Origin of the sequence: Polaromonas jejuensis NBRC 106434 (assembly GCF_001598235.1) — a bacterium.
GTDB classification, from domain to species: Bacteria; Pseudomonadota; Gammaproteobacteria; order Burkholderiales; family Burkholderiaceae_C; genus Polaromonas; species Polaromonas jejuensis.
In genome coordinates this window covers 1-25,666 of sequence record NZ_BCYO01000011.1, presented here as the reverse complement: position 1 = coordinate 25,666, position 25,666 = coordinate 1, and the positions used below count along the sequence as shown (strand labels likewise).

Here is a 25,666-nt window from a genome sequence, read left to right as displayed (position 1 = left end):
TGCCGCTCGCATGCACCGCGGCGGAGGCCGGCAAGGCCTCGTGCGCCAGCGTGGCGCGCCGCATGAAAATCGCGCCAAAGCGATAGCAGGCTGCCGCCGCCACGCAGGCCAGGGCGGCCAGCACCGCCTTCGGCGTGACGCTCACCGGGCCGAGCTGCACCAGCGTCGGGTCTGCATGGGGTCTGTGGTCGGCTGCGGCGATTGTGCGGGATTGGCGCCAAAGGTGCAGGCGGCGCAAGGCCGGCCAGCCATCCATCCATGCCCTCATCAGTGCGTTGGCCGGCGCGCTGACCTCACTGGGCGGGTGACGGCCTGGGGGGTGTTGTTGATGAAAATGCCTTACGGCCCAATGGATTCGGGTGAATGTAGCTATCGAATCAGTAGCGACTACGGGCGCGGCAACGCCGGCGACGGTCAGGCGCGGGGGCCTTGGCGCGCAGCGTTCAGATCAGGTGGCGCATCGCCTGCGCGGTTTCGCTGAGCACCGACAGCACGCGCGCCACCGCCTCTTCGCTCGACTCGTGGCCCATGGGCATGGTCACACTCAAGGCCCCCAGTATTGCGCCGTGCCGGTCGCGCAGCGGCACGGCAATGCCGCGGTAATTGAGTTCCAGCTGCTGCTCGGACATGGCCCAGCCTTGCGCACGCACGCGCTTCAGCTCGATGCGCAGGCGTTCCTTGCTGGCAATGGTGTAGGAGGTGTAGGCCTTCAGTTGATGCTTGGCCAGCCATTCCTCAAGCGATTCCGGGTCCCGCATGGAGAGCAGCAGCAAACCGGCGGCCGTGACTTGCGCCTGCACGCGCGAACCGAGCACGTAGCCGGTGTTCAGGGCGCGGGTGGAGCCATTGCGCGCGATGTAGACGACATCGTCTCCATCCATCACGCTCACATAGGCGCTTTCTTGCGTGCCGGCCGTGACGCGCTGCAAAAAGGGCTGCACGATGCGGGGCAGGCGGGCGGATTCCAGGTAAGACTGGCCCAGCCGGAGCACGCGCGGCGTCAGCCAGAACAGCTTGCCGTCGCTGGCCACATAGCCCAGATGTTCCAGCGTCAGCAGGTAGCGGCGCGCCGCCGTGCGTGTCATGCCGCAATGCGCGCCGGCCTGGCTGGCGGTCAGGCGTGGATTGGCATCGTCAAAACACTCAATGATGGACAGGCCCTTTTCGAGGCCGGCAATCCAGTCACGCTTGTCGAGCGCGGGCGGGGCAGGCGTGGGCGGGATGGCGGCGGTCATGGCTTGAGTATTGGGGGGATGCGGGCCGGAAAAACCCGGGGCTAACCCTTGTTTCGTACGATCATCGATCTTTTTTGTTCGTTAATCGCGCAAACTGTTTATTTATGCTTTTAAGTCAAACGAGAAACCACTAAAGTTCAGGCGAAATTTACCTGAATTAATCGATTATCGATCATCCAAGGCCGCCATCCCCATGCTTTCCACCATTCAGGGCACGACCGATGTTTATCTGATCCCCGGCGATCCGGTGGCCCAGGTGCGGGCGCCCGAGGTGTTCAACCTGATCTTCAGGACGCTGGGCATCAATGCGGTGCTGGTGCCGGTGCATGTGGCCATCCAGGACATCGAGGCTTTCGTGCGCAACGCCTTTCTGGCCAAAAACGTCAAGGGCATGCTGCTGACCATTCCGCACAAATCGCGGGTGATGGGTTTGCTCTCGCACTGCAACGACGCTGGCCGTGTGGCGGGCGCTGTCAATGGCATACGCCGCAACGCAACCGGCGAATTTGAAGGCGCGCTGTTTGACGGCAAGGGCTTTGCCTTGTCGCTGGACTACTTTGGCGTGGCCTACGCGGGCAGGCGCGTGCTGATTCTGGGTGCCGGTGGCGCCGCTTCTGCCATTGCCGCCGCGCTGGCGATGGCGGGTAGCCGCGCACCTGCCGCAATTGCGCTCTACGATCCGGCGCCCGGCAAGGCGCAGGCCCTGGCAAGCCAGCTTGCTGCAGCGACGCAGATGCCCACGACACAGATCGTGGCCGCGAGCAGCAGCGACCCGTCGGCTTATGAGGTGGTGGTGAACGCCTCGCCGCTGGGGCTCAAGGCCGGCGATCCCCTGCCATGCGATGTGTCGCGGCTGGCCCCGCATGCTGCCGTGATGGACATCCAGATGAAGAACCAGCCGACACCGCTGGTGCAGGCGGCTCGGGCACGCCATCTGCTGGCGCAGCCCGGCTTTGAAATGCTTGTCCAGCAGGCGCCCGACTACCTGGCGTTTTTCGGCTACACCGAGGCGGCGCAAGCCGTTCGCAAGGACGCCACCTTTATTCGCGAACTCCTGTATCCGGCCGCCATGCGGGGTGAGATCAGGCGCCCAGGCCAGCCCATCCAGACCGCCCAATCTGCCAGCGTTCCAGTCCCGGGAGTCGGGGAAGCACGACTCGTATCCCCCTGATTTTTTTCGTATTGATTTTTTAACCCTTAAAGGAGACAACCATGAAGAAACGATTTGCTCTTAAATTGATAGCTGCTTGCGCAATTGCCGCGGGCGCTACAGTCACATTTGCCCAGGATGTGATCAAGATTGCCAATATTGTCGAGTTGTCCGGTGCCGGCGCCACGGCGGGCACCAACTTCAAGAATGGCGTGGAGCTGGCGGTCAAGGAGATCAACGCCACCGGCGGCATTCTGGGCAAGAAAATCCAGTCCGTCACCACCGACACCCAGAGCAACCCCGGCGTGGCCAAGGGCCTGACGCAAAAAGCCATTGACGACAACGTCTTCGCGATCTTCGGCCCCGTGTTCTCCGGCTCCATCATGGTCAGCATGGCCGAATCGCGTCGCGCCGAGGTGCCCAATTTCACCGGCGGCGAGGCCGCCAGCATCACCGAGCAGGGCAATCCCTATGTGTTTCGCACCAGCTTCACGCAGGCCGCTGCCATGCCCAAGGTGGCGCGCTACATCAGCGAGCAGGCCAAGCTCAAAAGCATTGCCGTTCTTTATGTGAACAATGACTTCGGCAAGGGTGGCCTGGACATGATCAAGAAGGCCCTGGCCAATTCGCCCACCAAGATCCTGTCGGAAATTTCCACCGAATCGGGTCAGGTGGATTTCTCTGCCGCCGTGCTGCGTGCCAAGCAGAGCAATGCGGAAGGCCTGTTTGCCTATACCAATGAAGAGGAATCGGCCCGCCTGTTGCGCGAGTTGCGCAAGCAGGGCTGGAACAAGCCCGTGATCGGTGAAACCACCCTGACCGGCCAGAAGGTGATTGATCTGGCTGGCGATGCGGCCAACGGTGCCATCGCCCACGTGGGGCTGACGGTCGATGCACCACTACCCGCCATCCGCGCCTTCCGCGCCAAGTTTGAGAAGGAATACAAATATGTGTCGGACCACAACGGCATGAAGGGCTACTCCGGCGTGTATGTGCTGAAGGCCGCCATTGAGAAGGCCGGCAAGCTGGACCGCAAGGCCGTGGCGGCCGCGCTGCACACCCTCAAGGTCAAGGCGGCGGACCAGCCTGGCGTGCTGATGGACGTGACGTTTGACAGCAAGGGTGACCTGGACCGTGAGAGCTTCATGATCGAAGTGAAGAACGGCAAGCAGGAAGTGGTCGCCACGCTGCCGCCTCTGGGGGCCGCTGCCAAAAAGTAAAGCACCGCTCGCCAGCCGCTGGCGAGCGCTCCAACGCACAAGCCCCGCAGGCTTGTTGCGCAGATGCCGGTACCGTGGCCCTGGGCTGTGGAGCCGGCGATTGAAACCCGATTGCAGCATTCGTAGGCAGACACCGTCATGACCGACTTCCTTCAACTCTTTTTCTCCGGCCTGGCCACCGGCAGCATTTATGCGCTGGCGGCCCTGGGCTTCACCCTGCTATGGCAGGCCTCGGGCACCATCAACTTCGCCCAGGGCGAATTTGTCATGCTGCCGGCCTTCATGATGCTGGGCTTCATGTCACTGGGCGCGCCCATGCTGGTGAGCTTTGTTCTCACCGCGCTGCTGGCCGTGCTGCTGCTGGGCTGGGTGTTCAAGCGCGGCGTGGTCGACCCCTTGTTCAAGTACGGCATGATGCCCATCGTCGTGGCCACCATCGGCCTGTCGATTGCCATGCGCAACGGCGTGCGGGCCGGATTCAGCGCTGAAGCGCATCCTTTCCCCGGTTTGTTTGCCGACAAGCTGTTCAACATTGCGGGCGTCACCGTGACCCTGCAGGACATCGGCACCTTTGCGCTGGCCATGGTCATCGTGATGGCGACCCAGGCCTTCCTGGCGAAAACCGTCACCGGCCGGGCCATGCAGGCGGTGGCGCAAAACACCGAGAGTGCTTCGGTGCTCGGCATCAATGTGCCGCGCATGATTTTCTACACCTTTGCCATCAACGCGGTGCTGGCGGTGGCGGCGGCCCTGCTGGTCACGCCCACCTACCTCGCCAAGTTCGACATGGGCGAGGGCCTGGGTACCAAGGCTTTCTTTGCCGCCATCATCGGGGGCTTCAACAATTCGCGCGGCGCCCTGGTGGGCGGGCTGATTGTGGGCGTCTGTGAAAACCTGGCCTCGGCCTATATTTCGCCGGCCTACAAGGATGCGGTGGCCCTGCTGATTTTCATGGTCGTGATTCTGTTCAAGCCCCAGGGCCTGCTGGGCAAAAAAGAGGAGCGCAAGGTATGAAGCTCTTTAACAACAAAACGGCGCTGCTCCTGACCCTTCTGGGCGCCCTGCTGGTGCTGGTGGCACCTCCCTTTCTGAAAAACTACGGCATCTACCTGCTGACCTACTGGCTGATATTCATCATCGCCACCATGGGGCTGAACCTGACCATAGGCTATGCCGGCCAGAAGTCCCTGGGGCACGCCGCCTTCTTCGGCATTGGCGCCTACACCGTGGCCATCCTCATGAAGGCCGGCTTCAGCTTCTGGCTCGGCTTGCCCGCCGCCGCAATGATCTGTTTCGTGGTGGGGCTGATCCTCGGCTTTCCGGCCTTGCGGGTGCAGACCATTTACCTGGCGTTTGCCACGCTGGGCTTCAACACCGCCATCTGGCTGGTGATGCGCAACGAAGAGTGGCTCACCGGCGGCACCTTCGGCATCAACAACATTGCGCGGCCATCGCTGCTGGGCTTTTCGCTGGAAAGCAACCTGTCTTACTACTACTTCGTGCTGGCGGTCGCGCTGATCCTGGCGGGGCTGCTGTGGGGCTTGCTGCGCTCGCCCTGGGGCAAGGCCTTCACGGCCCTGCGCGACAACCCGATACGCGCCGAAAGCCTGGGCGTGGACATCCGCAACTACACCCTACTCAGCTTTGCCATCGGCGCGGTGTACGCCGGCATGGCGGGCGCGCTGTTTGCCTCGCTGGTGCAGTTCATTGAACCGGCGCCGTTTGCGGTGGGCGCCTCCATCATGATGTATCTGATGGTGGTGGTGGGCGGCGCTGGTTATTTCCTCGGCCCCGTCGTCGGTGCCGCCATCGGTGTTGTGTTGCCCGAATGGCTGCGCGACGTGCCTTACGTTGCCAACTGGTACCTGCCGATGTTCGGTGCGGCGGTGGTGGTGCTGATGGTGTGGCTGCCCGATGGTTTGCTGAGCATCCCGGATCGCATCCGTGCCAAGCGTGCGGCCAGGGAAGCTTCGGCAGCGCGCAAGATTTCAGCCACGAATGCGGCCAAGGCCGCGGCTGCCAGCCGTATGGGAGTTTCGTCATGACACAGTCTTTGCTCAAAGTGAGCGACCTTAAAAAGGCCTATGGAGCCATTCAGGCGGTGGGCGGTGTTTCATTTGAGGTCATGCCGGGGGAAATCTTTGGCGTCATCGGCCCCAATGGTTCCGGCAAAACCACCATGTTCAACAGCGTGCTCGGCCAGATCAGCCCGGACGCGGGGTCTATCGAGCTCAATGGCAAGAACATCACCGGGCTTTCGCCGCTGGCGCTGAGCCGTCAGGGTGTGGGCCGGACCTTTCAGACCCTGCAGGTGTTTGGCAAGATGACGGTGCGCGACAACCTGATCGTGGCGGCGCAGGAGCACAAGGGCAGCATGCTCAGCCGCATGTTTGCACCCGGCGACTCGGGCCTGGGCGGCAAGGCCGATGCGCTGATCGACCAGTTCCGCATCCGGCACGTGGCCGACAAGCTGGCCGGCACGCTCAGCTATGGGCAGCAGAAGCTGGTGGACATTGCCATGGCCTTCATGGCCGAGCCCGATCTGGTGCTGCTCGACGAGCCTTGCGCGGGTGTCAACCCCAGCCTGGTGGGCGGCATTTCCTCCTTGCTCAAGGAGCTCAACCAGAATCCGAAATTCGGCCGCAAGAGCTCCTTTGTGGTGATTGAACACAACATGGACTTTGTGATGGATTTGTGCCACCGCATCATGGTGATGGTGGAAGGGCGGGTGCTGGCGATTGGCACACCGGCGGAAATCCGCGGCAACAAAGAGGTGCTTGACGCCTATTTAGGAAATTGACATGGCCAACGATATTTGTATTGAATTCGACGATGTGGTGGCCGGTTACAAGGACTTCATGATCCTGAACAACCTGTCTTTCAAGGTCAGGCGCGGCTCCATCACCTTGCTGCTGGGCCCCAATGGCGCGGGCAAGTCCACCGTGCTGAAAACGCTGTTTGGCCTGCTCAAGCCGCGCCAGGGCCGCATCCTGCTCGATGGTGTGGACATCTCCGGTGCCAGCCAGAAAGAGTTGCTGGCCAAGGGCATTGCCTTTGTGCCGCAGGGGCGCAACCTGTTTGGTCAGCTCACCGTCTGGCAGAACCTGGAGCTGGGGGGCATCACGCTGGGTACCAAGACCACGCATGAGCGCATTCCCGAGGTGCTGGAGTTTTTTCCGCGTGTGAAGGAGCGTCTGCACTCGCAGGCTTCAGCCCTGTCGGGTGGCGAGCAAAAGCAGCTGGAGGTCGGCCGCGCCTTGCTGCTGCGCCCCAAGGTGCTGCTGATTGACGAGCCCTCGATTGGCCTGTCGCCCATGGTGGTGCAGGACGTGTTCAAGCTGCTGCAGAAGCTGGCCGCCCAGGGCACGACGGTGCTGATGGTGGAGCAAAACGTCAAGAGCGCGCTCAAGATGGCCGACGACGCGATTGCGCTGGAGTCGGGGCAGCTGGTGCTGCACAAGAAGGCCTCCGAGCTGCTGGCCGACCCGAATATCGAGCGGCTTTTCCTGGGCGGCGGTCATGTGCCTGGCGCCGTGGTGCCCGCTGCGGCCGGTGTGCCGCTTTGAACCTGTTTATCGAACCATCTGTATTGAACCGGAGAGCATCATGAGCATCCAAAGCCAGGCGACAGCCAGCGACCGCGAGTCCATCCTGGAGGTCGCCAACCCCCTCGGGCTGGACGGCATCGAGTTCATTGAATACACCACCTCCAAGCCCCAGGCGCTGGGGCAGGTGCTGGAGATGATGGGCTTTCGCCCGATCGCCCGCCATCGCTCGCGTGAGGTGATGCTGTACCGGCAGGGCAGCATGAATGTGATTGTCAATGCCCACATTCCGGCGCTGCCCGACGGCGCCGCACCGACCGACAAGCCGGTGATTGCCGCCGTGGCGCTGCGTGTGCGCGATGCGGCTGCCGCCTACCGGCGGGCGCTGGAGCGTGGCGCCTGGGCGGTGCCGTCCCGCGTGGAGGTCATGGAGCTGAACATTCCGGCCATCCACGGCGTGGGCAAGAGCCGCATTTATTTTGTCGACCGTTACGACAAGTTTTCTATCTACGACGTGGACTTTGTGCCTATCCCGACCGTGGATCCGCAGCCGCCGGCGGTGGCGGGACTGCATTTCTTCGGCATTGTGCAGTACATAGGCAACGACCGCACCGAGGACTGGGCCGAGTTTTACCGCGAGCTGTTTGGTTTTACCGAGCTGCCCGATGAGGAGCGATTTGGCATCTTGCCCAAGGGGCGCATCCTGCGCAGTCCCTGCCAGCCATCGGCGCGCTTTTATCTGCAACTGATTGAGCCGGAAGCCAGCGTGCTGGACGTGGAGGGCGATGAACACTTCCAGCGCATCGGCCTGGGCAGCGCCGACGTGCTGGCCGCGGCCTCCGAGCTGACGCTGCGGGGCGTGGAATTTGTGGAGTCGCGCGGCGTGCACACCGAAGACCGGGGCGCCCTGACCAAAACCTGGATGGGCAGCGTGAGTTTCGAGCTGGTCCATAACGAACGTTAAGCGAGCGCGAAATCATGAGCCACTACAGCGGAAACATTGACGATTTCGGGATGGACACCATCTCGCTGGCCGGACCTCTTGAAGCCAAGCTCAAGGCCGTGCGCGAAGCGGGGTTCACGCAGATCATGCTGGCCGCCAGGGATCTGGTCGGCCATCCCGACGGCATGGACGCCGCCGTGGCCGCCGTGCGTGCCAGCGGCCTGCGCGTCACGGGCTTTCAGGTGCTGCGTGATTTCGAAGGGCTGTCCGGCCATCTGCATGACTACAAGATGGACATCGCCAAGTCCATGCTGGAGATGTGCAGCGCGCTCGACTGCCATTTGTTGCTCATCTGCTCGTCGACTTCGGTGCATGCCACGGACGACATCGAGGCGCTGGTCAAAGATCTGCGCAAGCTGGCCATGCTGGCCATACCGATGAACATTAAAATCGCCTACGAGGCTTTGTCCTGGGGCCGCGTGGTGAACGAATTCCCGCAGGCCTGGGACATTGTTTGCCGGGCCGACATGCCCAATCTGGGCCTGGGCTTCGATTCGTTTCACATGTTTGCGACCAGCACGCCGCTCGACGAGCTGGATATCCTGGACCCCGACAAGATATTTCTGGTGCAATTGGCCGACTTCATGTGGACCGAGATCAAATCGGTCGAGGAACGCATTGCGACCGCGCGTCATTTCCGCGTGTTTCCGGGCGAAGGGGTGCACAGCGAAGCGCTGGCCGCGCTGGTGACCAAGCTCCATGGCCTGGGTTACCGGGGGGACTACAGCTTTGAGGTGTTCAACGACGACTACCAGCAGATGCCCTTGCCCACCGTGGCCCAGCGTGCCTGGCGCTCGGCCCTGTGGCTGGGTGAGGATGTGCTGCGGCGCTCCGTCCCCTTGCCCAACCAGATCCGCCTGAGGCGTTGAGCGGCCTCCCCATTTATCTACGGAATCGTCACATCGCATGAGCAGCATTTTTGAAGGTTTTTTATCCACATCCGAGGTCCTGGAGGCGTTCAATGAGCGCAACTTCCTGGAAGCCATGTTGCGCTTTGAGGCCTCGCTGGCGCGTGCGCAGGCTCGCGTCGGCCTGATCCCGGAAGCCGCTGCGCAGTCCATCATCGGCACCTGCAAGGTCGAGCTGTTCGATGTCGCCAAAATCGTGCGCGAAAGCGGGCGGGCGGGGAGCATTGCCATCCCGTTGGTCAAGAGCCTCAAGGAAACCGTGGGTCTCTTCAACAAGGAGGCGGCGGGCTTCGTGCATTTCGGCTCGACCTCCCAGGATGTGATCGATACCGCGCTGGCCCTGGTCACGCGTAACGCGCTGGACCTGATTGAAGCCGATGTCGGCAAGGCCGTGACGGCCTTGCTGGCGCTGGCCCGGCGCCATGCGGCTGATCCGGTGCTGGCGCGCACGCTGATGCAGCCGGCTTCGGTCATCAGTTTTGGCCTGAAGTGCGCCGACTGGGCCGCGCCGCTGGTGCGTGGCCTGCAACGCCTGCAGCTCAGCAAGGAAAATGCCTTGAGCGTGCAATTGGGCGGCGCCGTGGGCACCCTGGCGCAGATGAAGGGCAAAGGGCCGGCCGTCATTGCGCACATGGCCGCCGACCTGAAGCTGCGCGCACCGGCATCGACCTGGCACACCCAGCGCGACGAGTGGGTGGCGCTGGGTTGTGAGCTGGGCTTGCTGGTCGGCAGCCTCGGAAAAATCGCCAAGGACATTGCCCTCATGGGCCAGTATGAAGTGGGTGAGCTGGCCGAGCCATCGGAGCCCGGGCGCGGCGGCTCGTCGGCCATGCCGCACAAGCGCAATCCAGTGGCCTGCATGGTGGCGCTGGCCGCCGCGCAACGCGCACCGCAACGTGTGGCCGCACTGCTGGCGGCCATGCCGCAAGAGCATGAGCGCGCGCTGGGCAACTGGCAGGCCGAACTGGCCGAGTGGCCGGGCTTGCTGATGTCGGCCCACGGCTCTGCCCGCGCGATGGCCCAGGCCCTGCCCGGCCTGCAAGTGGATACGCAGCGCATGCGCGCCAACCTGGATGCGCTCAGGGCGGTGTTGCCTCTAGCGGCGGCCGACGAATGGTTCAGCCCCGACCTGGCCCAACACGCCGCGGAACTGACGCGCGCCCATGTCAAGACACTGGATGAGCTGATTCAACAGACAGAAACCAACAAACGCAAGGCCATGCCATGAGCACGAAAGATTCCATGACTGACTATGACAAAGGCATGCTCAACCGGCGCCGGGTGCTGGGTGACGCCTGGGTGGACAAGTCCTTGTCCAACAGCAATGAATTCAACGGCGAGTTTCAGAACCTGATCACGCGCTATGCCTGGAATGAGGTCTGGGGGCGTCCTGCGTTCGGTGACAAGACGCGGCGCCTGATGGTGCTGTCCACCATGATTGCCCTGAAGGCCTACGAAGAATTTGCCATGCATGTGCGGGCCGCACTGGATGGTCCGCCGGAGTCGCGCCTCACGCCGGACGAGATCAAGGAAGTCATCCTGCAGGCCGCAGTCTATTGCGGTGTGCCGGCGGCTAACCACGCCTTTGCGGTGGCGGGCGACATCCTGCGTGAAAAAGGCCTGCTGGCCGCCAAGGCGGATGGAGGAAGCGGAACGTGAAAAAGCCGGTTTTGAACTGGATCAAAGAAGGCCAGGGCCCCGTGATGGTGCTAAGCCATGCCCTGGGTTGTGAGCTCCACATGTGGGACGGTGTAGCTGCCTTGCTGAAAGAGCGCTACACGGTGCTGCGCTACGACCACCGGGGCCATGGCCAATCCGAAGCCGTGCCCGGGCCTTACACCCTGGACATGCTGGCCGATGACGCCGCCGACCTGATTGCCGCGCAAGCGGCTGGCCCGGTGCACTTTGTCGGCCTGAGCATGGGCGGCATGACCGCGCAAGCGCTGGCTGTCAGGCATCCGCAACTGGTTAAAAGCCTGGTGATTGCCAACGCCGCCAACTGGTATGACGAGGCCGCGCGCGTCGGCTGGCAGGCGCGCGTGAACACGGTGCTGGCGCAGGGCGTGCCCGCGATTGCCGAGGGCGCCATGCAGCGCTGGTTCACGCCGGAGTTCCGCGCCGATGCGGCAGGGGGCGGTGCCGCACGTGTGGCGGCGCTGCGTCATCAGCTGGAAATCATCGATGCAGCGGCTTACGCCGCCAGCTGCGAGGCCGTGAGCGGCATTGACTTTCGCACCAGCAACCGCCGTATCCAGTGCCCTGCGCTGGTCATTGGCGGCACGCGTGACGAAGCCACGCCGGTGGCGATGTCGCAGGCCATTTGCGACACGATTGCCGGTGCGCAGCTGCGCACGCTGGACGCCGCCCACCTCAGTGCGGTGGAGCAGCCCGCGGCCTTTGCCCAATTGCTGGTCAATTTTTTTGAAGGTGCGAAGTAAGCATGTCCTCCAGCGATACCCGGATTTTTCAGCTGGCCGTGGCCGGTGCGGGGCTGATAGGTCGCAGGCACATCGAGTTGCTTCAGGCCAATCCCCGCACCCGCTTGTGTGCGGTGGTCGATCCCATGCCGGCCTCGGTCGCCCTGGCCGCCAGCCTGGGCGTGCCGCATTTTGAGAGTCTGGAGGCGCTCTTTGCGGTGCAGAAACCGGATGGCGTGATTCTGGCCACGCCGAATCATCTGCATGTGCCGGGTGCCTTGAGCTGCGCCCGGCATGGCGTGCCCGCCATCATCGAAAAGCCGGTGGCCGACTCGCTGGAAGCCGGCCAGCAACTGGCCGATGCACTGGGGCGGAGCCCTGTGCCCATGCTGGTCGGGCACCATCGCCGGCACAGCAGCACGCTGCAATTGGCCCGGCGCGCCATCCAGTCCGGCCAGCTGGGCCGTGTGGTCACGGTCATGGGCAGCGCGCAGTTCTACAAGCCCGACAGTTATTTTGAGCAGGGTGCCTGGCGCAAGGAGGCGGGCGGCGGCCCCATCCTCATCAATCTGATCCATGAGATGGACAACCTGCGTTACCTGTGCGGTGAAGTGACTTCCGTCCATGCGGTGGCCTCCAACGCGGTTCGCCAGTTTGCGGTGGAAGACACGGTGGTGATGACGCTGCAGTTCGGCAGCGGCGCACTGGGAACCTTCACGCTGTCGGATACCGTGGCGTCGCCACGCAGCTGGGAGCAGACCTCGGGCGAGAACACGGCCTACCCGCGCTATCCGTCTGAAGACTGCTATTTCATCGCCGGCACGCGGGGTTCCCTGGCGGTGCCCACCCTGCGCACCTGGACCTATGCGGAAGGCGGCAAGGAGCCGGGCTGGTGGACGCCTTTTGTCGAATCCACCCTGGCGCTGGAGGCCGTGGATCCGCTGGCGGCGCAGCTCGATCATTTCTGCGATTTGATCGCGGGCAAGGCGGCACCGATAATCACCGTTGCGGATGCCTTGCAAAGCCTGCGCACGGTGGAAGCCGTGCGGCGCTCGATTGCCACCGGGCACACCGTGGCGCTTCAGGACGTGCGCTGAACCCTGCTTGAAACAGAGATACCACAGAAAGATTTTTCATGAAAACAGTACTGGTCTTGAATGGCCCCAACCTCAATTTGCTGGGCACGCGTGAGCCCGCCGTGTACGGCTCGCAAACCCTGGCCGACGTCGAGGCCTTGTGCCTCAAGGCCTGCGCCAGCCACGGCTTCAAACTCGACTTTCGCCAAAGCAACCACGAAGGCGCGCTGATCGACGCCATCCATGAAGCCGGGCGCGCCCAGGCCGCCGGCACGCTGGCCGGCGTGGTGCTCAATGCCGGCGCCTACACGCACACCAGCGTGGCCCTGCATGACGCCATCAAGGGCGCGGGCGTGACGCTGATCGAGCTGCACATCAGCAATGTGCATGCGCGCGAGGCCTTCCGTCACCACTCCTATATTTCACCGGCGGCCAAGGCCGTGATGGCCGGCTTTGGCGTCAAGGGCTATGCGCTGGCCATCGCTGGCCTGGCTGAGCTGGCCCAGCCGGCTTGATGCCTCCCATCCGGCGCTGAAACATGCCTGCGCCCCTGAAGTTTCCGGTGGATGAGCGCGAGGTCGAGTTCAGCGCCATCCGCGCCCAGGGGGCGGGCGGGCAAAACGTCAACAAGGTGTCCAGCGCGGTGCACCTGCGGTTTGACATTGCCGCTTCTTCGCTGCCGGATGCCATCAAGGAGCGTTTGCTGGCGCTCAATGACAGCCGCATCACACAGGAGGGCGTGCTGGTGCTGAAGGCGCAGCAGCACCGCACCCAGGAGATGAACCGTGCCGACGCACTGGCGCGGCTGCAAGAGGTGGTGGACAGCGTCTCAAATCCCCCGAAGGCGCGGCGCGCCACCAAGCCGACCTATGGCTCCAAGCAGCGGCGCCTGGCCGGGAAAAGCCAGCGCTCGGAGATCAAGGCCTCGCGCGGCAGGGTGAGCGACTAAGACCCGCTATTCCGAGCAATTAAAGTCGTAAACACACCTGTAGATGTGAGGTGCCGAGTGAATGCCAAGCCGCGAAAGCGTCGTGTACTGTTAAGGGTTGCAGGATGCCCGCCCGCGCAAGCGGGCCCGTGCTGACTCGAACGCCACAGAGGGCGGGCGTCGTACAAGCCTTAACATAAGCCGACCTCCGTCGCCCCTGGCACGACAGCTCACTTCATGCAGCAATTGGTCGTGGGGCGAGGCACGCGCACCCAGATGCCTGGGCCTCAATAGGTTTGGTCATCGATTACGCGCCTGACCTTCTTCAGCGCCGCTCGGAGCGTGTCCAGATCGACGGATCCCAATGCCAAGCGGATGGCATGCGGCACCTGGGCGGACGTTGCGAACGGTTCAGCTGTTGACACCGAGATCCGTTCGCGCATGAGCGCCATCGCCACCTGGTCGGCACGGACCTCTTCCGCCAGAGGGAGCCAGACGAAATAGGACGCGGGATGGCTAACGCGAGGCATTCTGACGAGGATGTCGTTGGCGATCGCTTGCCGGATCGTTGCATCCCGGCGCTTCTCCGATTCGAGGCGGGTGACGGTGCCGTCGGCTAGCCAACCGCATGTGATCGCCGTCATCACGCCGGGCGTATTCCAGGTGGTGGCCCTGATCGCTCGCTCGAGCTTGGGCACCGATTCAGCCGGTGCTGCGACAAATCCGACGCGCAGCCCTGTTGCTACGCTCTTGGAAAGCCCCGAGACGTAGACCGTCGTCTCAGGGGCAAGCGCTGCCAATGGGTCTGGTGGATCCTCAGCGAGGAAGGCGTAGGCCGCATCCTCGATGATGAGCAACCCGTGCCGACGGGCGATGGCAACCAGTTGCCGCCGCCGGCTTGCACTCATCACCCACCCCAGCGGATTGTTCAGCGTCGGCATCGCATAGATGGCCCGCACCCGACGCCTCATGCACAACCGCTCCAGCGCGTCCAGGTCGGGGCCGTGTCCAGCCGCCGGGATAGGCGCCAGCTCCAGGCGATGCGCTTGGGCCAGCAGCTTGAACCCCGGATAGGTCAGTGCGTCGGCCGCAACCACGTCACCTGGCTGCAGCAGCGCCATCACTGTTGTTGCCAACCCATGCTGGGCTCCGTTCACGATCATCACCTGGCCCGCAGTCACCGTGAGACCCCGGCATGCGAGATGGCGAGCCACTGTCGCCCGCTCGTGCTGGCGCCCTCCATGGGGTTGGTAGCGCAACAGGGCTTCCAAGTCCCCAGAGGCGGCGAGCTGGCGCAAGGCCACTCGCAGCAACTCGGCCTGGCCTGGCAGCGACGGATAGTTGAAGTTCAGATCCACCATGTCCGCTGCAGCGGCATGCTGGTCGATGCCCAGGCCGCGAGGAAGCAAGGTCTCTCTGACAAAGGTACCGCGGCCAGTCTCACCGCTGACCAGTCCCATGGCCTCGAGTTCCGCATAGACGCGGGTCGCGGTAACCAGGGCAAGGCCCTCCTTGGCAGCGAGCTGCCGGTGGGTTGGCAAGCGCGTACCCGGCGGCAGGCGACCTGCGCGAATTTCAGCGGCGAGCGCGTCGACCAACTGCTTGTAGCGGGCGTGGGCCATGCATCAATGTATTCATGACAATAATTTGATTGTATTGCGCGTTGGTCCTACGATGCCCTATCGCCACCCACCTTGCCAGGAGCAGACGACACCATGCACATCGCCATCCTCACCTTTGAAGGCTTCAACGAACTCGACTCACTTATCGCACTTGGCATCCTCAACCGCGTCAAGAAGCCGGGCTGGCGCGTCTCGATCGCCAGCCCCAGCGCACGCGTGCGCTCAATGAATGGGGTGGTCATTGAATCGCAAGCCACCCTTGAAGAAGCCAGTGCCGCCGATGCGGTCATCGTGGGCAGCGGCCTTCTGACACGCGATGTGGTTGCGGATGCGGCGCTGATGTCGCGGCTGCAACTCGATCCCTCCCGGCAATTGCTGGGCGCGCAGTGCTCCGGCACGCTGGTGCTGGCCAAGCTCGGCTTGCTCGACGGTGTCCCCGCATGCACCGACTTGACGACGAAACCCTGGGTCCAGGAAGCCGGCATCGAGGTGCTGAACCAGCCCTTCTTTGCCAAGGGCAACGTGGCCACTGTCGGTGGATGCCTGGCATCGCAGTATCTCGCGGCCTGGATCGTTGCCCGGCTGGAGGGAGTCGAAGCGGCGGAAAGCGCACTGCACTACGTCGCCCCGGTGGGAGAGAAAGAAGACTACGTCTCGCGTGCGATGCGAAATATCGCACCGTATCTGCACAAAGAACCAGCGTCCGTTTGAGTCAACAATTATTGATAGACCAGGAGAAAACAAATGAGCTTATTTGATAGAGCAAAAATTTCCGCAACTAGCTTTGCAGTATTTACGCTTGTTTCTGTATCAACGGGCTTTTTCGAAGCCGCACCGGCCTATGCGAAAGCGCCTGAAAAAACGCAACCGACTGTTCTTGCTGCATCGGCGATAGCTGTTGCGGACAAGTACAGTGCAGATGCCGCCGAGAAGATCCTCAAGGAAGGTGGCAATGCCGTCGATGCCGCAGTCGCGATTGCCTTCACGCTTGCCGTGACTTATCCGGAAGCGGGCAACATCGGCGGCGGCGGTTTCATGACACTCTATGTCAATGGCAAGCCTTATTTCCTGGACTATCGCGAGCGCGCGCCGCTGGCTGCAACGAAGAACATGTATCTTGACGACAAGGGTAAAGTCGTCAATGGCATGAGCCTGTTTGGTTATCGTGCTGCGGGTGTACCAGGCACCGTCGATGGCATGTGGGAAGCACAGCGCCGCTTCGGCAAGCTAACATGGAAGCAGGTGCTCGCCCCGGCGATCGAGTACGCGCGCAACGGCTTCGAAGTCAGCGAGCAGTTGCAGCAGCGGCGCGACGAGGCTGCAAAAGACTTCGCCGGCAAGACCAACTTCGATACGTATTTCGGCAATCTGAAACAAGGCGCCAACTTCAAGCAGCCCGATCTCGCCGCTGTACTGACGCGTATTTCCAGCCAGGGTGCAAAAGACTTCTACAACGGCAGGACGGCAGACCTGATTGCTGCGTCGATGCGCGGACGTGGCCTGATAACGAAGCGCGATCTGCAGGAATACAAGGCGGTGTGGCGTCAGCCAATTGAGGCTAGTTGGAACGACTATCGCGTGATCACGGCACCACCGCCGAGTTCGGGTGGGATTGGCCTCGTGCAGTTGCTGAAGATGAAGGCAAACATTGCACCTGATTTCAAGGACGTAACCCACAATTCTGTGCAGTACGTGCACTTGATCGCGGAGATCGAAAAGCGTGTGTTTGCCGATCGTGGGCAATATCTAGGCGATCCTGATTTCTATAAGGTTCCTGTCGCGCAACTGACCGACGACGCGTACATTGTGCGGCGTTCCGCCGAGGTCAACCCCACTACGCCGTCGGACACGAAGAGCGTGCAGCCTGGACTGGGTACGTCGATGCCGGAGAAGGCTGAGACGACGCATTTTTCGGTGATCGACAAGTGGGGTAACGCCGTGTCGAACACCTATACGATCAATGGTCCTTTCGGTTCTGGGGTCGTAGCGGAAGGCACGGGTATTTTGCTGAACGACGAGATGGACGACTTTTCGGCCAAGCCGGGCGTGGCAAATATGTTCGGCGTGGTCGGTAGCGATGCGAATTCGATCGCTCCGAAGAAGCGCCCGTTGTCGTCGATGACGCCGACGATCCTGACCAAGGATGGCAAAGTGTCGCTCGTGATCGGTACGCCAGGTGGTTCGCGTATTTTCACCTCGATCTTCCAGGTAATCAACAACGTCTACGACTTCAACATGCCGTTGCCTGAGGCGGTTGCCGCAATGCGCTTCCATCATCAGTTGCTGCCACCGAACACGATTTTCTGGGAACCGTACATGCCCATCGAAGGCGAACTCGCGAAACAGATCAACGCCAAGGGCTATGTGCTGCAGGGGCAAGCATTCAGCGGCGATATCCAGGTCATCAAGATCAATGGCAAAACGCCGGAAGCGGCTGCTGATCCACGTGGCCGCGGTGTGACGCGGGTGATTCAATGATGCATTGAAGACGCGAGAGAAAAGACTGCGTCTCGCGTGCGATGCGAAATATCGCACCGTATCTGCACAAAGAACCAGCGTCCGTTTGAGTCAACAATTATTGATAGACTAGGAGAAAACAAATGAGCATCCATGTATTCCAGGGCGCTACACGCCAGCAACTCACCGATCTGAAGATCCCGGATACCGTCGCATTCGGCGACGACCTCGGCGCTTCCAGCAAAGAGGGCGCTCCCATCACGGCCGGACTGTTCCGGATCGGCAAGGGACAGTCCATGCCCTACAGCTACGACTTCGACGAGTTCAAGCTGGTGCTGGAGGGCGAGATCACCGTCAAGGATCAAGCGAACGGACAGGTCTACGAGTTGAAGGCCGGTGACGTGATCCAATTTCCTGCTGGAACCAAGGTGAGCTATTCGTCGCATTCCAGCGGCCTGGCGTTCTACGTAGCCCAGCGCTGACATCTTCTGTCAGCTGCGATGACTCACGTCGTCAAGAGCATTCTGCGCCTGCCCATCCACAAGACGTAGGCGCAAGGTATGCGTCCGGCAAACCCACCTTGAGATAGACCCGTTGAACTGGCATCGTGTGCGCGATGGAGATCATGCACACGATGGCAAACGAGGCGCGCCCAACGCCCCCAAGCGGCGCGACTACAGCCCAGAACTCAAGACCCAAGTCGTAGCCGAATGCTGGGTCGCCGGCGCCTCGGTTGCCGGTGTGGCACTGGCCCACGGGATCAATGCCAATTGATCAGCGGGGATGACATACAACTTGGGCCCGCCCAGCAAGGCGGTGAGCCGCGGCATCGGCTCCAGAGGTGTCTGGGGAGATGCCCCAGTCGTACGCGGGGAAATCTGGCAAGTTGCATGAAGGCCTCGGTGATTGATGCTTGACAAGGTTCGGATGAGGCCGCAGAGAGCTTCCACAGCCGATCGTCATTCGGGCGTGATATTGGCGCTCCGAATCACCGGCTCCCAAGTCGCGAACTGCTGCCGCACGAACTCACCAAACTTGGCCGACGGCATGAAGTTGGCCGGCATTGACGCCTTGGCCAACTTGCTCTGGATCTCGGGATCCTTGAGCACCTTCTCGATCGCATCCTGAATCTGTGCAACCTGGGCCTTGGGTACCGCTGCGGCGGCGAAGATGCCATGCCAGCTGTCGTCCGCCACGCTCGCAAATCCCTGTTCAGCGATGGTCGGAACCTCCGGCGCGAGAGGCGAACGCTCTTTGCTGAAGACCGCGATGACACGAAGGCGGCCTTGTTGATGATGTTCGATGTACTCTGCCAATCCATCGATGCCCACTTGCACATGTCCCCCCAAGAGATCCGCCACCAGGGGGGCCCCACCCTTGTAGGGCGCATGCGACCACTCCACTCCAGACGCCTTCGCCAGCCGAACGCCAGTGAGATGGCCCATCGATCCGCTTCCGGAACTTCCGTAGAAGAGACTGTTCTTGTGCGCCTTGGAGTACTCCACCAGCTCCTTGATGTTCTTGATGGGAAGGCTCGGAGGCACCGCAATCGCCATGGTGCTGCGCACGGTAGCAGCTACTGGCGTGTAGTCGCGGACCAGATCGAAATTATTCTTGCCTGCATAGATGATGGATTGCAGCACCAGGGCATTGATGCCGACCATCACCACAGAACCATCCGTCGGCATGCTCTTAACCAATCCCGCAGCTAGTCGCCCGCCGGCGCCCGGTTTGTTGTCGATGATGACGGGGCGGGATAGCTGTGCAGGCAACTTCTCGGCGAGAACACGGACGACACGATCAGCGCTGCCACCGGCCGGGTAAGGCACGACGATGGTCAAAGGCTTTCCCGCAGGCTGAGCCGCAGCCGAGATGCTGAAGCAGGTCAAGAACAGAGCGCCGACTGCGGCCGACCAGGAACACAGAGATTTCATAGTAAAAATCCTCTATTGGGGTGGGTTGAAGCGAGAAGTGGGGAGGCTCGAGCTGATCGTTCCAGCCGTGCTTTCCCAGAATTCAATGGAGCCGTTCAAGCCCCTGGCGCAGGTCTTCCTTCAAGTCGTCCAGATCCTCGAGGCCGACCTGGATCCTCAACGCATAGCCTTCATACGGCCAGGTGGTCGCGGTTCGGAGATCCTTGCAGTTGAAAGGAACGATGAGGCTTTCATAGCCGCCCCATGAGAAGCCCATGCTGAAGATCGACATGTTGTCGAGCATCCGGCTGAGCTCGTCCTTCTTGAACTTTTCATCCAGTACAACCGAGAAGAGGCCTGTCGAGCCCTTGAAGTCTCGCGCCCAGATGGCATGGCCGGGACAGGACTCGAAGGCCGGATGCAGGACAGCGCGAACTTCCGGGCGAGCCTTGAACCACGCTGCCAGGTCGAGGGCTTTGCGCTCCGCCTCCTTGAGTCGAAGGTGCATGGTCCGCAGGCCGCGCAGGGCGAGGATGCAGTCGTCCGCTCCAGGCAGCATGGCCATCGCGTCATACGTGGCCCGGAGGGCCGGCCACAGCTCTTCATTCGCCGACGCGAGGCCAAGCAAGATGTCGGAGTGCCCCCCCAGGTACTTGGTCCCCGCCTCGACGGAGATGTCGACACCGTGCGCATGGGCCTGGAAGAATACGGGCGTTGCCCAGGTGTTGTCGGCGATCACCTTCACGCCGTGCTTCTTGGCAACGGCCACGATGGCGGGCACATCCTGGATCTCCATCGACCTTGAGCCGGGCGACTCGAGGAAGATGACAGAGGTGTTGTGCTTGATGAGGGACTCGATGTCGGAGCCCAGCAGGGGATCGTAGTAGGTGGTTTGAATTCCGTACCGTGCCAGCAAGCCATCGCAGAATCTTCTGGTGGGGCCGTAGGCACTGTCGGTCACAAGGATGTGGTCGCCGCTCTTCGTCGTAGCCAAAAGCGCAAGCGCGACCGAGCCCAAGCCCGAGGGCGAGAGCACCGTGCCCGCCGCGCCTGTCATGTGAGTCCAGGATGCTTCGAGGTTGGCGATCGTCGGCGAACCGGCTGTGCCGTACGGGAAGCGGTTGCGCCTGTTCTGGAGGTCGTCCAGCGTCTTGTAGACCACGGTCGACCCTTTGAACAGGGGTGGATTGACGAAGCCGGACTGCTCGTCAGGGTTCCGCCCCAGCATGGAGAGCTGGGTGCTGATGCCGAACTTTGATAGTTGACTGCGATCGTTCATATGGGTCATTTGGTCAACCGAGGCAATCGGCGTTCTGCTTCAAGCTGCGACGCGCGTAATAGGCGAATCCGGCAGCATTGCGGCTCGGTTTGAGAATCCAGTCATGCGCCTCCCGGCCGAGTTCGGGCATGATTGGCTGGATCGTTCCCGCCGCTGCAGCGAGGAGGTGCATCTTTGCCGCGCGCTCGAACGCCAGCGCAATCACGCAAGCTTCTTCGACACTGGAGCATGCGACGAGCAAGCCATGGTGAGCCAAGAGAAGGGCCCGCTTGTCGCCGAGCGCATGGGAGATCAGTTCACCTTCGTCATTGCCCACAGGGACGCCGGGCCACTTCGCCACAAACGCCACGTCGTCGTACAGCACGCAGTTGTCCATGTGGGAGACCTGCAGGGGCTCTTCCAGCATGCTCAGCGCTGCGGTGTGAACCGCATGGGTGTGAATGATGCAGTTCACGTCAGGCCGCGCACGGTAGACCCAGGCGTGAAAGCGATTGGCCGGGTTCGGCATCCCGTCACCTTCAAGCACGTTGATGTCCTCGTCGACCAGCAGCAGATTGCCTGCGGAGATCTCGTCGAAGCCCAGCCCGAGTCGCTGCGTCCAGAAGCCCTTGCTGTCACGCGCGGTGATCTGGCCGGCAAGACCGGAGTCGTGGCCGTTGTCGAAGAGAATCCGACACGTCAGCGCGACCTTCTGGGCCAATGTGTAGTCATCTCCGTGAAGGTGCTGCTGCATCTGGGCTTCCGACCTGGCGATCAGCTCGCTCTTGTCCAGATGGAAGGTATCCACTTGCTGGTTCATTTTGAATTTTCCTTGGTTGTGTAGTTCAGATCCGGCTGGCCTGGGATGAGCGGTTCGTAGCCCGGATGCGCCTCTATCCTTTCGAGCCAGGCACAGATCGACGGGAAAGCGCTGAGGTCAATGCCCCCCATGGGCGCCAGTCGTGTGTACGGATACAAGGCCACATCCGCGATCGAGATCGAAGTACCGGCGACCCAGGCATCAGGCCCGTTGGCAGCAGCCTGAGCGCTCAAGCGAGCGTCCAGTTGCGTGAGCGCCTTCAGCGCTTGCGCGCGAAGCGCAAGCATCTCGGGCGCACTCGCATCGGCGCTGCGGTGAAGTGCGAGCCGAAGCCTCAACTGCGCCAGCGGATGCATGTGCTGCGATTGCTCGAATGAAAGCCATGTCAGCACCTGCGACTGGCCGAAGCGGTCCTCCGGCCAGAGGGAAGTTCGGTGCGCGAGGTAGTGCAAGATCGCCTGCGACTCGTAGATCGTCCGCCCGTCGTTCAGTTCCAGGGTCGGGACCTGTGCCAGTGGATTCACTCGGCGAAACGCGGCGCTGCCAAGGTCCCCGGCATCGATAGAGAGCGTCACGCGCTCAAGGCGGATGTTCAACAGGCTCGCGAGAAGCCTCACCTTCCAGGCGTTGCCGGACCGCTGTGTGTCGTAGAGACGCATTTCAGTCCTTAATCCGAGACCGCGTATAGCTCCCCTTCTGGAACTCACTCCGGTGAGATCTTCGCCTCGCGCACCAGCGGGGGCCAAAGGTCAAACTCACTCTTCACCAGCTTCCCAAACTGTTGGGACGGCAAGTAACTCACCTTGGCGGTCAGCTTGCTCAAACGAGCTACAACATCGGGGTCCTGCAGCGCGCTATTGATGGACTCCTGAAGCTGGGCCACTACCGGAGCCGGAGTTTTTGCCGGAGCCCAGAAGCCCCACCACGCCTCGGTATCGACACCCTTCACGCCGAGTTCCGCAATGGTAGGCACTTCCGGGACGAGGGGCGAACGCTGCGGGCTGAACACGGCGATCACACGCATGCGGCCCGCTCGGTGATTCTCGACGTACTCTGCCAGCGCATCGACGCCGGCCAGCACGTGTCCGCCAAGCAGATCGCTGACCAACGGGGCGCCTCCCTTGTAGGGAATGTGCGTCCACTCGATGCCCATGGCATTGGCGAGCCGAACACCGGTGAGGTGGCCAAGTGAACCAGGCCCGGAGCTGCCAAAGCTGCTCTCTTTCTTGTGTGTATTCGTGAAATTTCTCAGGTCTTCGATTGTTTTGATTGGCGAATTCGAAGGAACAGCGATCGCCATGGGAATGCTTGTCGCCTTTGCAACAGGGACAAAATCCTGCACCAGGTCGAAGTTGTTCTTGCCTGCGTAGATGACCGACTGGACGATTAAGGCATTCAATCCGAAAAGGACTGCCGAACCGTCCGCGGCCATGTTCTTCACCAAGCCCGCGCCGAGCCGCCCACCGGCGCCTGGCTTGTTGTCGATAATGACGGGGCGCGCGAGTGGCACCTTCATCTTGTCGGCCATGATGCGCGCCATCGCATCCGTGCTGCCACCCGCTGGATAGGCCACCACGATCGTGAGCGGTTTGCTTGTTTGGGCGTTTGCGGCGACCCCCGCGAGAGCAAAGACAAACGTCGCGGCCAACCTGGTCATTGTTGATTTGAATGTCGAATGCCATTGACTCATGTTTTCATCCTGTCTTGGTTAATCTGAGAACTTGGCAGATTGTTTGACGGTACCGTGAAGCGAGCTATAGCGGAAGTTTCATAGCAGCCATGACAGAAAGCGATTTGGCATTGGCTGACAGGATGCGCTGAAAGCCTCTTTATGAAATTTCCACAAGAAACACAGCTGGAGGCGCGATACTTGCATGCCGCTCGAAGTAACACCTCAAGGAATTGAACATGGAGATATTTGACCGGCAGCTTCGTTACTTCCTGTCGATCGCCGAATTGAGATCGCTCTCGAAGGCGGCTGATGTTCTGGATCAGACCCAGTCGGGCCTCAGCAAGCAGCTTGCGACCCTGGAGGCGACGCTAGGACAGGCGCTCTTCATCCGAACCGGGCGAGGGCTGGAGCTCACAGAATCCGGAGTGAAGCTCTATGAAGCGACGCGCCCCGCGTACCGGGACATAGACGCTGCCGTGGAGAGCGTCCGCAGACAGGGCGTCACGCACGGAACGGTCCGCCTGGCGACAGTCCACACGCTGAGCTACTACTTCACGAGTGACGTCATCGCAAGCTTCGTAAGCACGCACCCGCACGTCAACCTTTCACTCATGGGCCGCAGTTCGCCGGAGGTGGTGGCTCTCGTTGAAAGCGGCAAGGCAGACCTGGGTTTTGTCTACGATTCCGCGGTTGACTCAGGCGCCTTGACTTCTCGTTCGCTGATTGAGTGCGAGATGGCGCTCATCGTGCGGTGTGACAGCGCCATCGTGGGGGCCCAAGACCTCACCAAGCTGGAGATGCGGTTGGTGGGATTTCCACCGCAATACGCACTTCGGCGCATGATCCATAGTGCTGGTCTTCAGCCAATGTTCGTGGCGGAGGTCGAGACCATCGACGTGATGCTCCGCTTGGTTTCCTCCGGCATCGGCGATTGCATCCTGCCCTCCCGAATTCCTGAAAAGCTCCTGGAAGAGCATGGGTTGCGCAAGGTGCCAGTGGCACGCCCGATGCTGCGTCGCAGAGTCGTCTTGATCACGCGGGCCGACCGGACGCCCTCGGCGTTGACGGCCGATCTGATTCAGTGCGCGACGCATGTCGCGGCGGGGATGGGGGGCGGCGGGCAGGAATAGCTGCTATGAGGCCAAGGCTATGGCCGTCTTTGACGTGGATCAAGAGAATGACTCTGACTTCGGTGCCCACGCCGAAGATTTTGTTCCATATCGGAGAACCACCATGAACGCCCCACTCAGAGACAAGTCTTACTTCGACCAGCGCGCGACGCAGGATATGGCCAAGCACTTGCAAAGCGCAGAGCGCAGCATTCAGGAAACGATGGCCTACGCCTGCCGCATCCTTGCGATGACGGAGCAAGAAGCAGGCCTTGCAGGTCAGATCAGTTTTCGCTCCAAGCGGGAAGGTGCCTACTGGACCTTGCGCTTCGGCCTCGGCTTCGATGAGGCGACGCCGGAGGACTTCATTGAAGTCGACCGTGATCTGAACACCCTCTCGGGCGAGGGCATGGCCAATCCTGCCACGCGCTTTCATCTCTGGGTGTACGACGCACGCCCAGACGTCAACTCGATCATCCACACCCATTCGCCTTGGGCGTCCGCGCTGGCCGCAGCACGCCAGCCGCTCGTCATCTCCCAGATGGACATGACGCCGTTGCACAACGACTGCGCCTTCCTCGGTGAATGGCCGGGTGTGCCCATTGCGGACCAGGAGGGCGTCATCATCTCCAAAGCGCTAGGCAACAAGCGTTCGATCATCCTGGCGCACCATGGGTATCTGACGGCCGGCGCCAGCTGCGAGGAAGCAACCTATCTTTCGGTGTACCTGGAGCGGGCCGCACGCATGCAGATTCGGGCCCAGGCATTTGGTCCTTTGACCCCCGTCAACGACGAACTCGCCGCCGAAGCACACGACTACCTGCTCAAGCCCTCCATCGTCAAAGCGACCTTCGACTATTGGGCTCGCCAGACCCACGGCGTGCCGTCGCTTGCGGTCAAGTGACCGCTGATGTCCCGGTTCAACTCAAAGGATGTCACCATGACTAAACCTGTTGCTCAGGCTGCGCGCTCGCGCAGCCAGTACGTCACTGCTGGCCTGGCCAGCATGATGGGAACCACCATCGAGTGGTATGACTTCTTTCTCTACGGCACGGCGGCGGCGCTGATCTTCAACAAGATCTTTTTCCCGTCGTTCGACCCACTGACCGGAACCCTCGCCGCGTTCGCGACCTACTCGGTTGGTTTCTTCGCGCGTCCGCTGGGCGGTGTTGTCTTCGGACACTTTGGCGACAAGGTTGGCCGGAAATCGATGCTGCTCATCACACTGCTTCTCATGGGCGTGCCGACCATTCTGATCGGACTGATCCCGTCGTACGAGAGCATCGGCTACTGGGCCGCGGTCCTGCTGGTCCTCATGCGATTTCTCCAGGGT

Annotated in this window: 28 protein-coding genes; 21 read left to right on the top strand and 7 right to left on the bottom strand. The window is 61.7% G+C overall.

Annotated features, from left to right (window positions below; genetic code table 11):
* Positions 1-443: 443 nt before the first annotated feature.
* Entirely contained in the window at positions 444-1,235 is a 792-nt protein-coding gene (locus tag PJE01S_RS13850; RefSeq protein WP_068834222.1) for an IclR family transcriptional regulator domain-containing protein, read from the bottom strand.
* A 193-nt stretch (positions 1,236-1,428) separates the two neighbouring features.
* On the opposite strand from PJE01S_RS13850, the gene PJE01S_RS13845 reads away from it, so the two are divergent.
* From PJE01S_RS13845 to arfB, 14 genes are all read left to right on the top strand, one after another.
* A complete protein-coding gene (locus PJE01S_RS13845) occupies positions 1,429-2,406 on the top strand; it encodes a shikimate dehydrogenase family protein (RefSeq protein WP_068834221.1) in 978 nt (325 codons plus the stop codon).
* 41 nt (positions 2,407-2,447) lie between these two features.
* Positions 2,448-3,605, top strand: a complete 1,158-nt coding sequence (locus PJE01S_RS13840; protein ID WP_068834220.1) for an ABC transporter substrate-binding protein — start codon at positions 2,448-2,450, stop codon at positions 3,603-3,605.
* Between the two features lie 138 nt (positions 3,606-3,743).
* Entirely contained in the window at positions 3,744-4,619 is an 876-nt protein-coding gene (locus PJE01S_RS13835) for a branched-chain amino acid ABC transporter permease (protein WP_068834219.1), read from the top strand.
* A complete protein-coding gene (locus PJE01S_RS13830; protein WP_068834218.1) occupies positions 4,616-5,650 on the top strand; it encodes a branched-chain amino acid ABC transporter permease in 1,035 nt (344 codons plus the stop codon). Before PJE01S_RS13835 ends, PJE01S_RS13830 begins: the two co-directional genes overlap by 4 nt.
* Positions 5,647-6,405 carry an ABC transporter ATP-binding protein gene (locus tag PJE01S_RS13825; protein ID WP_068834217.1) on the top strand — a complete coding sequence of 253 codons (759 nt, stop codon included), beginning with the start codon at positions 5,647-5,649 and terminating at the stop codon, positions 6,403-6,405. Before PJE01S_RS13830 ends, PJE01S_RS13825 begins: the two co-directional genes overlap by 4 nt.
* Position 6,406: 1 nt before the next feature.
* Positions 6,407-7,171, top strand: a complete 765-nt coding sequence (locus PJE01S_RS13820; RefSeq protein WP_068834216.1) for an ABC transporter ATP-binding protein — start codon at positions 6,407-6,409, stop codon at positions 7,169-7,171.
* A gap of 40 nt (positions 7,172-7,211) precedes the next feature.
* Positions 7,212-8,114, top strand: coding sequence for a VOC family protein (locus PJE01S_RS13815; RefSeq protein ID WP_068834215.1), 903 nt, complete (start codon positions 7,212-7,214; stop codon positions 8,112-8,114).
* A 14-nt stretch (positions 8,115-8,128) separates the two neighbouring features.
* On the top strand, positions 8,129-9,022 hold the full coding sequence (locus PJE01S_RS13810; protein WP_068834214.1) for a sugar phosphate isomerase/epimerase family protein: 894 nt from the start codon (positions 8,129-8,131) through the stop codon (positions 9,020-9,022).
* Positions 9,023-9,059: 37 nt separating this feature from the next.
* A complete protein-coding gene (gene pcaB / locus PJE01S_RS13805) occupies positions 9,060-10,289 on the top strand; it encodes a 3-carboxy-cis,cis-muconate cycloisomerase (protein WP_068834213.1) in 1,230 nt (409 codons plus the stop codon).
* Positions 10,286-10,720, top strand: coding sequence for a carboxymuconolactone decarboxylase family protein (locus PJE01S_RS13800; protein WP_068834212.1), 435 nt, complete (start codon positions 10,286-10,288; stop codon positions 10,718-10,720). The genes pcaB and PJE01S_RS13800 overlap by 4 nt, the downstream gene beginning before the upstream one ends.
* A gap of 44 nt (positions 10,721-10,764) precedes the next feature.
* A complete protein-coding gene (locus PJE01S_RS13795; RefSeq protein ID WP_068834323.1) occupies positions 10,765-11,499 on the top strand; it encodes an alpha/beta fold hydrolase in 735 nt (244 codons plus the stop codon).
* A 2-nt stretch (positions 11,500-11,501) separates the two neighbouring features.
* On the top strand, positions 11,502-12,575 hold the full coding sequence (locus PJE01S_RS13790; protein ID WP_068834211.1) for a Gfo/Idh/MocA family protein: 1,074 nt from the start codon (positions 11,502-11,504) through the stop codon (positions 12,573-12,575).
* A gap of 38 nt (positions 12,576-12,613) precedes the next feature.
* On the top strand, positions 12,614-13,069 hold the full coding sequence (aroQ, locus tag PJE01S_RS13785) for a type II 3-dehydroquinate dehydratase (protein WP_068834210.1): 456 nt from the start codon (positions 12,614-12,616) through the stop codon (positions 13,067-13,069).
* A gap of 23 nt (positions 13,070-13,092) precedes the next feature.
* Positions 13,093-13,503, top strand: a complete 411-nt coding sequence (gene arfB, locus PJE01S_RS13780) for an alternative ribosome rescue aminoacyl-tRNA hydrolase ArfB (protein WP_068834209.1) — start codon at positions 13,093-13,095, stop codon at positions 13,501-13,503.
* A gap of 266 nt (positions 13,504-13,769) precedes the next feature.
* Here arfB and PJE01S_RS13775 read toward each other — a convergent pair whose 3' ends face one another.
* Positions 13,770-15,104 (bottom strand): aminotransferase-like domain-containing protein, encoded by a 1,335-nt coding sequence (locus tag PJE01S_RS13775; protein WP_068834208.1) that lies wholly within the window; start codon positions 15,102-15,104, stop codon positions 13,770-13,772.
* A gap of 93 nt (positions 15,105-15,197) precedes the next feature.
* On the opposite strand from PJE01S_RS13775, the gene PJE01S_RS13770 reads away from it, so the two are divergent.
* The 4 genes from PJE01S_RS13770 to PJE01S_RS13755 all read left to right on the top strand — a co-directional run bounded on the left by PJE01S_RS13770 (position 15,198) and on the right by PJE01S_RS13755 (position 18,335).
* A complete protein-coding gene (locus PJE01S_RS13770; RefSeq protein ID WP_068834207.1) occupies positions 15,198-15,815 on the top strand; it encodes a DJ-1/PfpI family protein in 618 nt (205 codons plus the stop codon).
* Between the two features lie 33 nt (positions 15,816-15,848).
* The gene (gene ggt / locus PJE01S_RS13765; RefSeq protein ID WP_068834206.1) at positions 15,849-17,582 is read left to right on the top strand and encodes a gamma-glutamyltransferase; all 1,734 of its coding nucleotides are present in this window, start codon (positions 15,849-15,851) and stop codon (positions 17,580-17,582) included.
* A 122-nt stretch (positions 17,583-17,704) separates the two neighbouring features.
* On the top strand, positions 17,705-18,043 hold the full coding sequence (locus PJE01S_RS13760; protein ID WP_068834205.1) for a cupin domain-containing protein: 339 nt from the start codon (positions 17,705-17,707) through the stop codon (positions 18,041-18,043).
* A 112-nt stretch (positions 18,044-18,155) separates the two neighbouring features.
* Positions 18,156-18,335: a transposase gene (locus tag PJE01S_RS13755; protein ID WP_084389543.1), complete on the top strand. Its 180-nt coding sequence runs from the start codon at positions 18,156-18,158 to the stop codon at positions 18,333-18,335.
* A gap of 185 nt (positions 18,336-18,520) precedes the next feature.
* Here the strand turns inward: PJE01S_RS13755 and PJE01S_RS13750 are convergent, their stop codons facing one another.
* The 5 genes from PJE01S_RS13750 to PJE01S_RS13730 all read right to left on the bottom strand — a co-directional run bounded on the left by PJE01S_RS13750 (position 18,521) and on the right by PJE01S_RS13730 (position 23,242).
* The gene (locus PJE01S_RS13750; RefSeq protein ID WP_169804382.1) at positions 18,521-19,402 is read right to left on the bottom strand and encodes a Bug family tripartite tricarboxylate transporter substrate binding protein; all 882 of its coding nucleotides are present in this window, start codon (positions 19,400-19,402) and stop codon (positions 18,521-18,523) included.
* Between the two features lie 175 nt (positions 19,403-19,577).
* Positions 19,578-20,753: a cystathionine beta-lyase gene (gene metC, locus PJE01S_RS13745; protein WP_068834322.1), complete on the bottom strand. Its 1,176-nt coding sequence runs from the start codon at positions 20,751-20,753 to the stop codon at positions 19,578-19,580.
* Between the two features lie 13 nt (positions 20,754-20,766).
* Entirely contained in the window at positions 20,767-21,552 is a 786-nt protein-coding gene (locus PJE01S_RS13740) for an aldolase (protein ID WP_068834203.1), read from the bottom strand.
* Complete coding sequence (locus PJE01S_RS13735; RefSeq protein ID WP_068834202.1) at positions 21,549-22,211, bottom strand: glutathione S-transferase family protein; 663 nt, start codon at positions 22,209-22,211, stop codon at positions 21,549-21,551. The genes PJE01S_RS13740 and PJE01S_RS13735 overlap by 4 nt, the downstream gene beginning before the upstream one ends.
* A gap of 44 nt (positions 22,212-22,255) precedes the next feature.
* Entirely contained in the window at positions 22,256-23,242 is a 987-nt protein-coding gene (locus tag PJE01S_RS13730; RefSeq protein WP_084389542.1) for a Bug family tripartite tricarboxylate transporter substrate binding protein, read from the bottom strand.
* Between the two features lie 218 nt (positions 23,243-23,460).
* Here PJE01S_RS13730 and PJE01S_RS13725 point away from each other — a divergent pair, with 218 nt between their 5' ends.
* From PJE01S_RS13725 to PJE01S_RS13715, 3 genes are all read left to right on the top strand, one after another.
* On the top strand, positions 23,461-24,354 hold the full coding sequence (locus tag PJE01S_RS13725) for a LysR family transcriptional regulator (protein WP_068834200.1): 894 nt from the start codon (positions 23,461-23,463) through the stop codon (positions 24,352-24,354).
* A gap of 103 nt (positions 24,355-24,457) precedes the next feature.
* Positions 24,458-25,237: an aldolase gene (locus tag PJE01S_RS13720; RefSeq protein ID WP_068834321.1), complete on the top strand. Its 780-nt coding sequence runs from the start codon at positions 24,458-24,460 to the stop codon at positions 25,235-25,237.
* Between the two features lie 36 nt (positions 25,238-25,273).
* Positions 25,274-25,666: MFS transporter (locus PJE01S_RS13715; RefSeq protein WP_157090330.1), on the top strand; the 393-nt coding region annotated here is incomplete at its 3' end.

Excerpts from the sequence above, each read along its gene's own strand:
- PJE01S_RS13850 (WP_068834222.1), bottom strand. The coding sequence starts at position 1,235 with ATGACCGCCGCCATCCCGCCCACGCCTGCCCCGCCCGCGCTCGACAAG.
- PJE01S_RS13845 (WP_068834221.1), top strand. The coding sequence starts at position 1,429 with ATGCTTTCCACCATTCAGGGCACGACCGATGTTTATCTGATCCCCGGC.
- PJE01S_RS13840 (WP_068834220.1), top strand. The coding sequence starts at position 2,448 with ATGAAGAAACGATTTGCTCTTAAATTGATAGCTGCTTGCGCAATTGCC.
- PJE01S_RS13835 (WP_068834219.1), top strand. The coding sequence starts at position 3,744 with ATGACCGACTTCCTTCAACTCTTTTTCTCCGGCCTGGCCACCGGCAGC.
- PJE01S_RS13830 (WP_068834218.1), top strand. The coding sequence starts at position 4,616 with ATGAAGCTCTTTAACAACAAAACGGCGCTGCTCCTGACCCTTCTGGGC.
- PJE01S_RS13825 (WP_068834217.1), top strand. The coding sequence starts at position 5,647 with ATGACACAGTCTTTGCTCAAAGTGAGCGACCTTAAAAAGGCCTATGGA.
- PJE01S_RS13820 (WP_068834216.1), top strand. The coding sequence starts at position 6,407 with ATGGCCAACGATATTTGTATTGAATTCGACGATGTGGTGGCCGGTTAC.
- PJE01S_RS13815 (WP_068834215.1), top strand. The coding sequence starts at position 7,212 with ATGAGCATCCAAAGCCAGGCGACAGCCAGCGACCGCGAGTCCATCCTG.
- PJE01S_RS13810 (WP_068834214.1), top strand. The coding sequence starts at position 8,129 with ATGAGCCACTACAGCGGAAACATTGACGATTTCGGGATGGACACCATC.
- pcaB (WP_068834213.1), top strand. The coding sequence starts at position 9,060 with ATGAGCAGCATTTTTGAAGGTTTTTTATCCACATCCGAGGTCCTGGAG.
- PJE01S_RS13800 (WP_068834212.1), top strand. The coding sequence starts at position 10,286 with ATGAGCACGAAAGATTCCATGACTGACTATGACAAAGGCATGCTCAAC.
- PJE01S_RS13795 (WP_068834323.1), top strand. The coding sequence starts at position 10,765 with ATGGTGCTAAGCCATGCCCTGGGTTGTGAGCTCCACATGTGGGACGGT.
- PJE01S_RS13790 (WP_068834211.1), top strand. The coding sequence starts at position 11,502 with ATGTCCTCCAGCGATACCCGGATTTTTCAGCTGGCCGTGGCCGGTGCG.
- aroQ (WP_068834210.1), top strand. The coding sequence starts at position 12,614 with ATGAAAACAGTACTGGTCTTGAATGGCCCCAACCTCAATTTGCTGGGC.
- arfB (WP_068834209.1), top strand. The coding sequence starts at position 13,093 with ATGCCTGCGCCCCTGAAGTTTCCGGTGGATGAGCGCGAGGTCGAGTTC.
- PJE01S_RS13775 (WP_068834208.1), bottom strand. The coding sequence starts at position 15,104 with ATGGCCCACGCCCGCTACAAGCAGTTGGTCGACGCGCTCGCCGCTGAA.
- PJE01S_RS13770 (WP_068834207.1), top strand. The coding sequence starts at position 15,198 with ATGCACATCGCCATCCTCACCTTTGAAGGCTTCAACGAACTCGACTCA.
- ggt (WP_068834206.1), top strand. The coding sequence starts at position 15,849 with ATGAGCTTATTTGATAGAGCAAAAATTTCCGCAACTAGCTTTGCAGTA.
- PJE01S_RS13760 (WP_068834205.1), top strand. The coding sequence starts at position 17,705 with ATGAGCATCCATGTATTCCAGGGCGCTACACGCCAGCAACTCACCGAT.
- metC (WP_068834322.1), bottom strand. The coding sequence starts at position 20,753 with ATGAACGATCGCAGTCAACTATCAAAGTTCGGCATCAGCACCCAGCTC.
- PJE01S_RS13740 (WP_068834203.1), bottom strand. The coding sequence starts at position 21,552 with ATGAACCAGCAAGTGGATACCTTCCATCTGGACAAGAGCGAGCTGATC.
- PJE01S_RS13735 (WP_068834202.1), bottom strand. The coding sequence starts at position 22,211 with ATGCGTCTCTACGACACACAGCGGTCCGGCAACGCCTGGAAGGTGAGG.
- PJE01S_RS13730 (WP_084389542.1), bottom strand. The coding sequence starts at position 23,242 with ATGAGTCAATGGCATTCGACATTCAAATCAACAATGACCAGGTTGGCC.
- PJE01S_RS13725 (WP_068834200.1), top strand. The coding sequence starts at position 23,461 with ATGGAGATATTTGACCGGCAGCTTCGTTACTTCCTGTCGATCGCCGAA.
- PJE01S_RS13720 (WP_068834321.1), top strand. The coding sequence starts at position 24,458 with ATGAACGCCCCACTCAGAGACAAGTCTTACTTCGACCAGCGCGCGACG.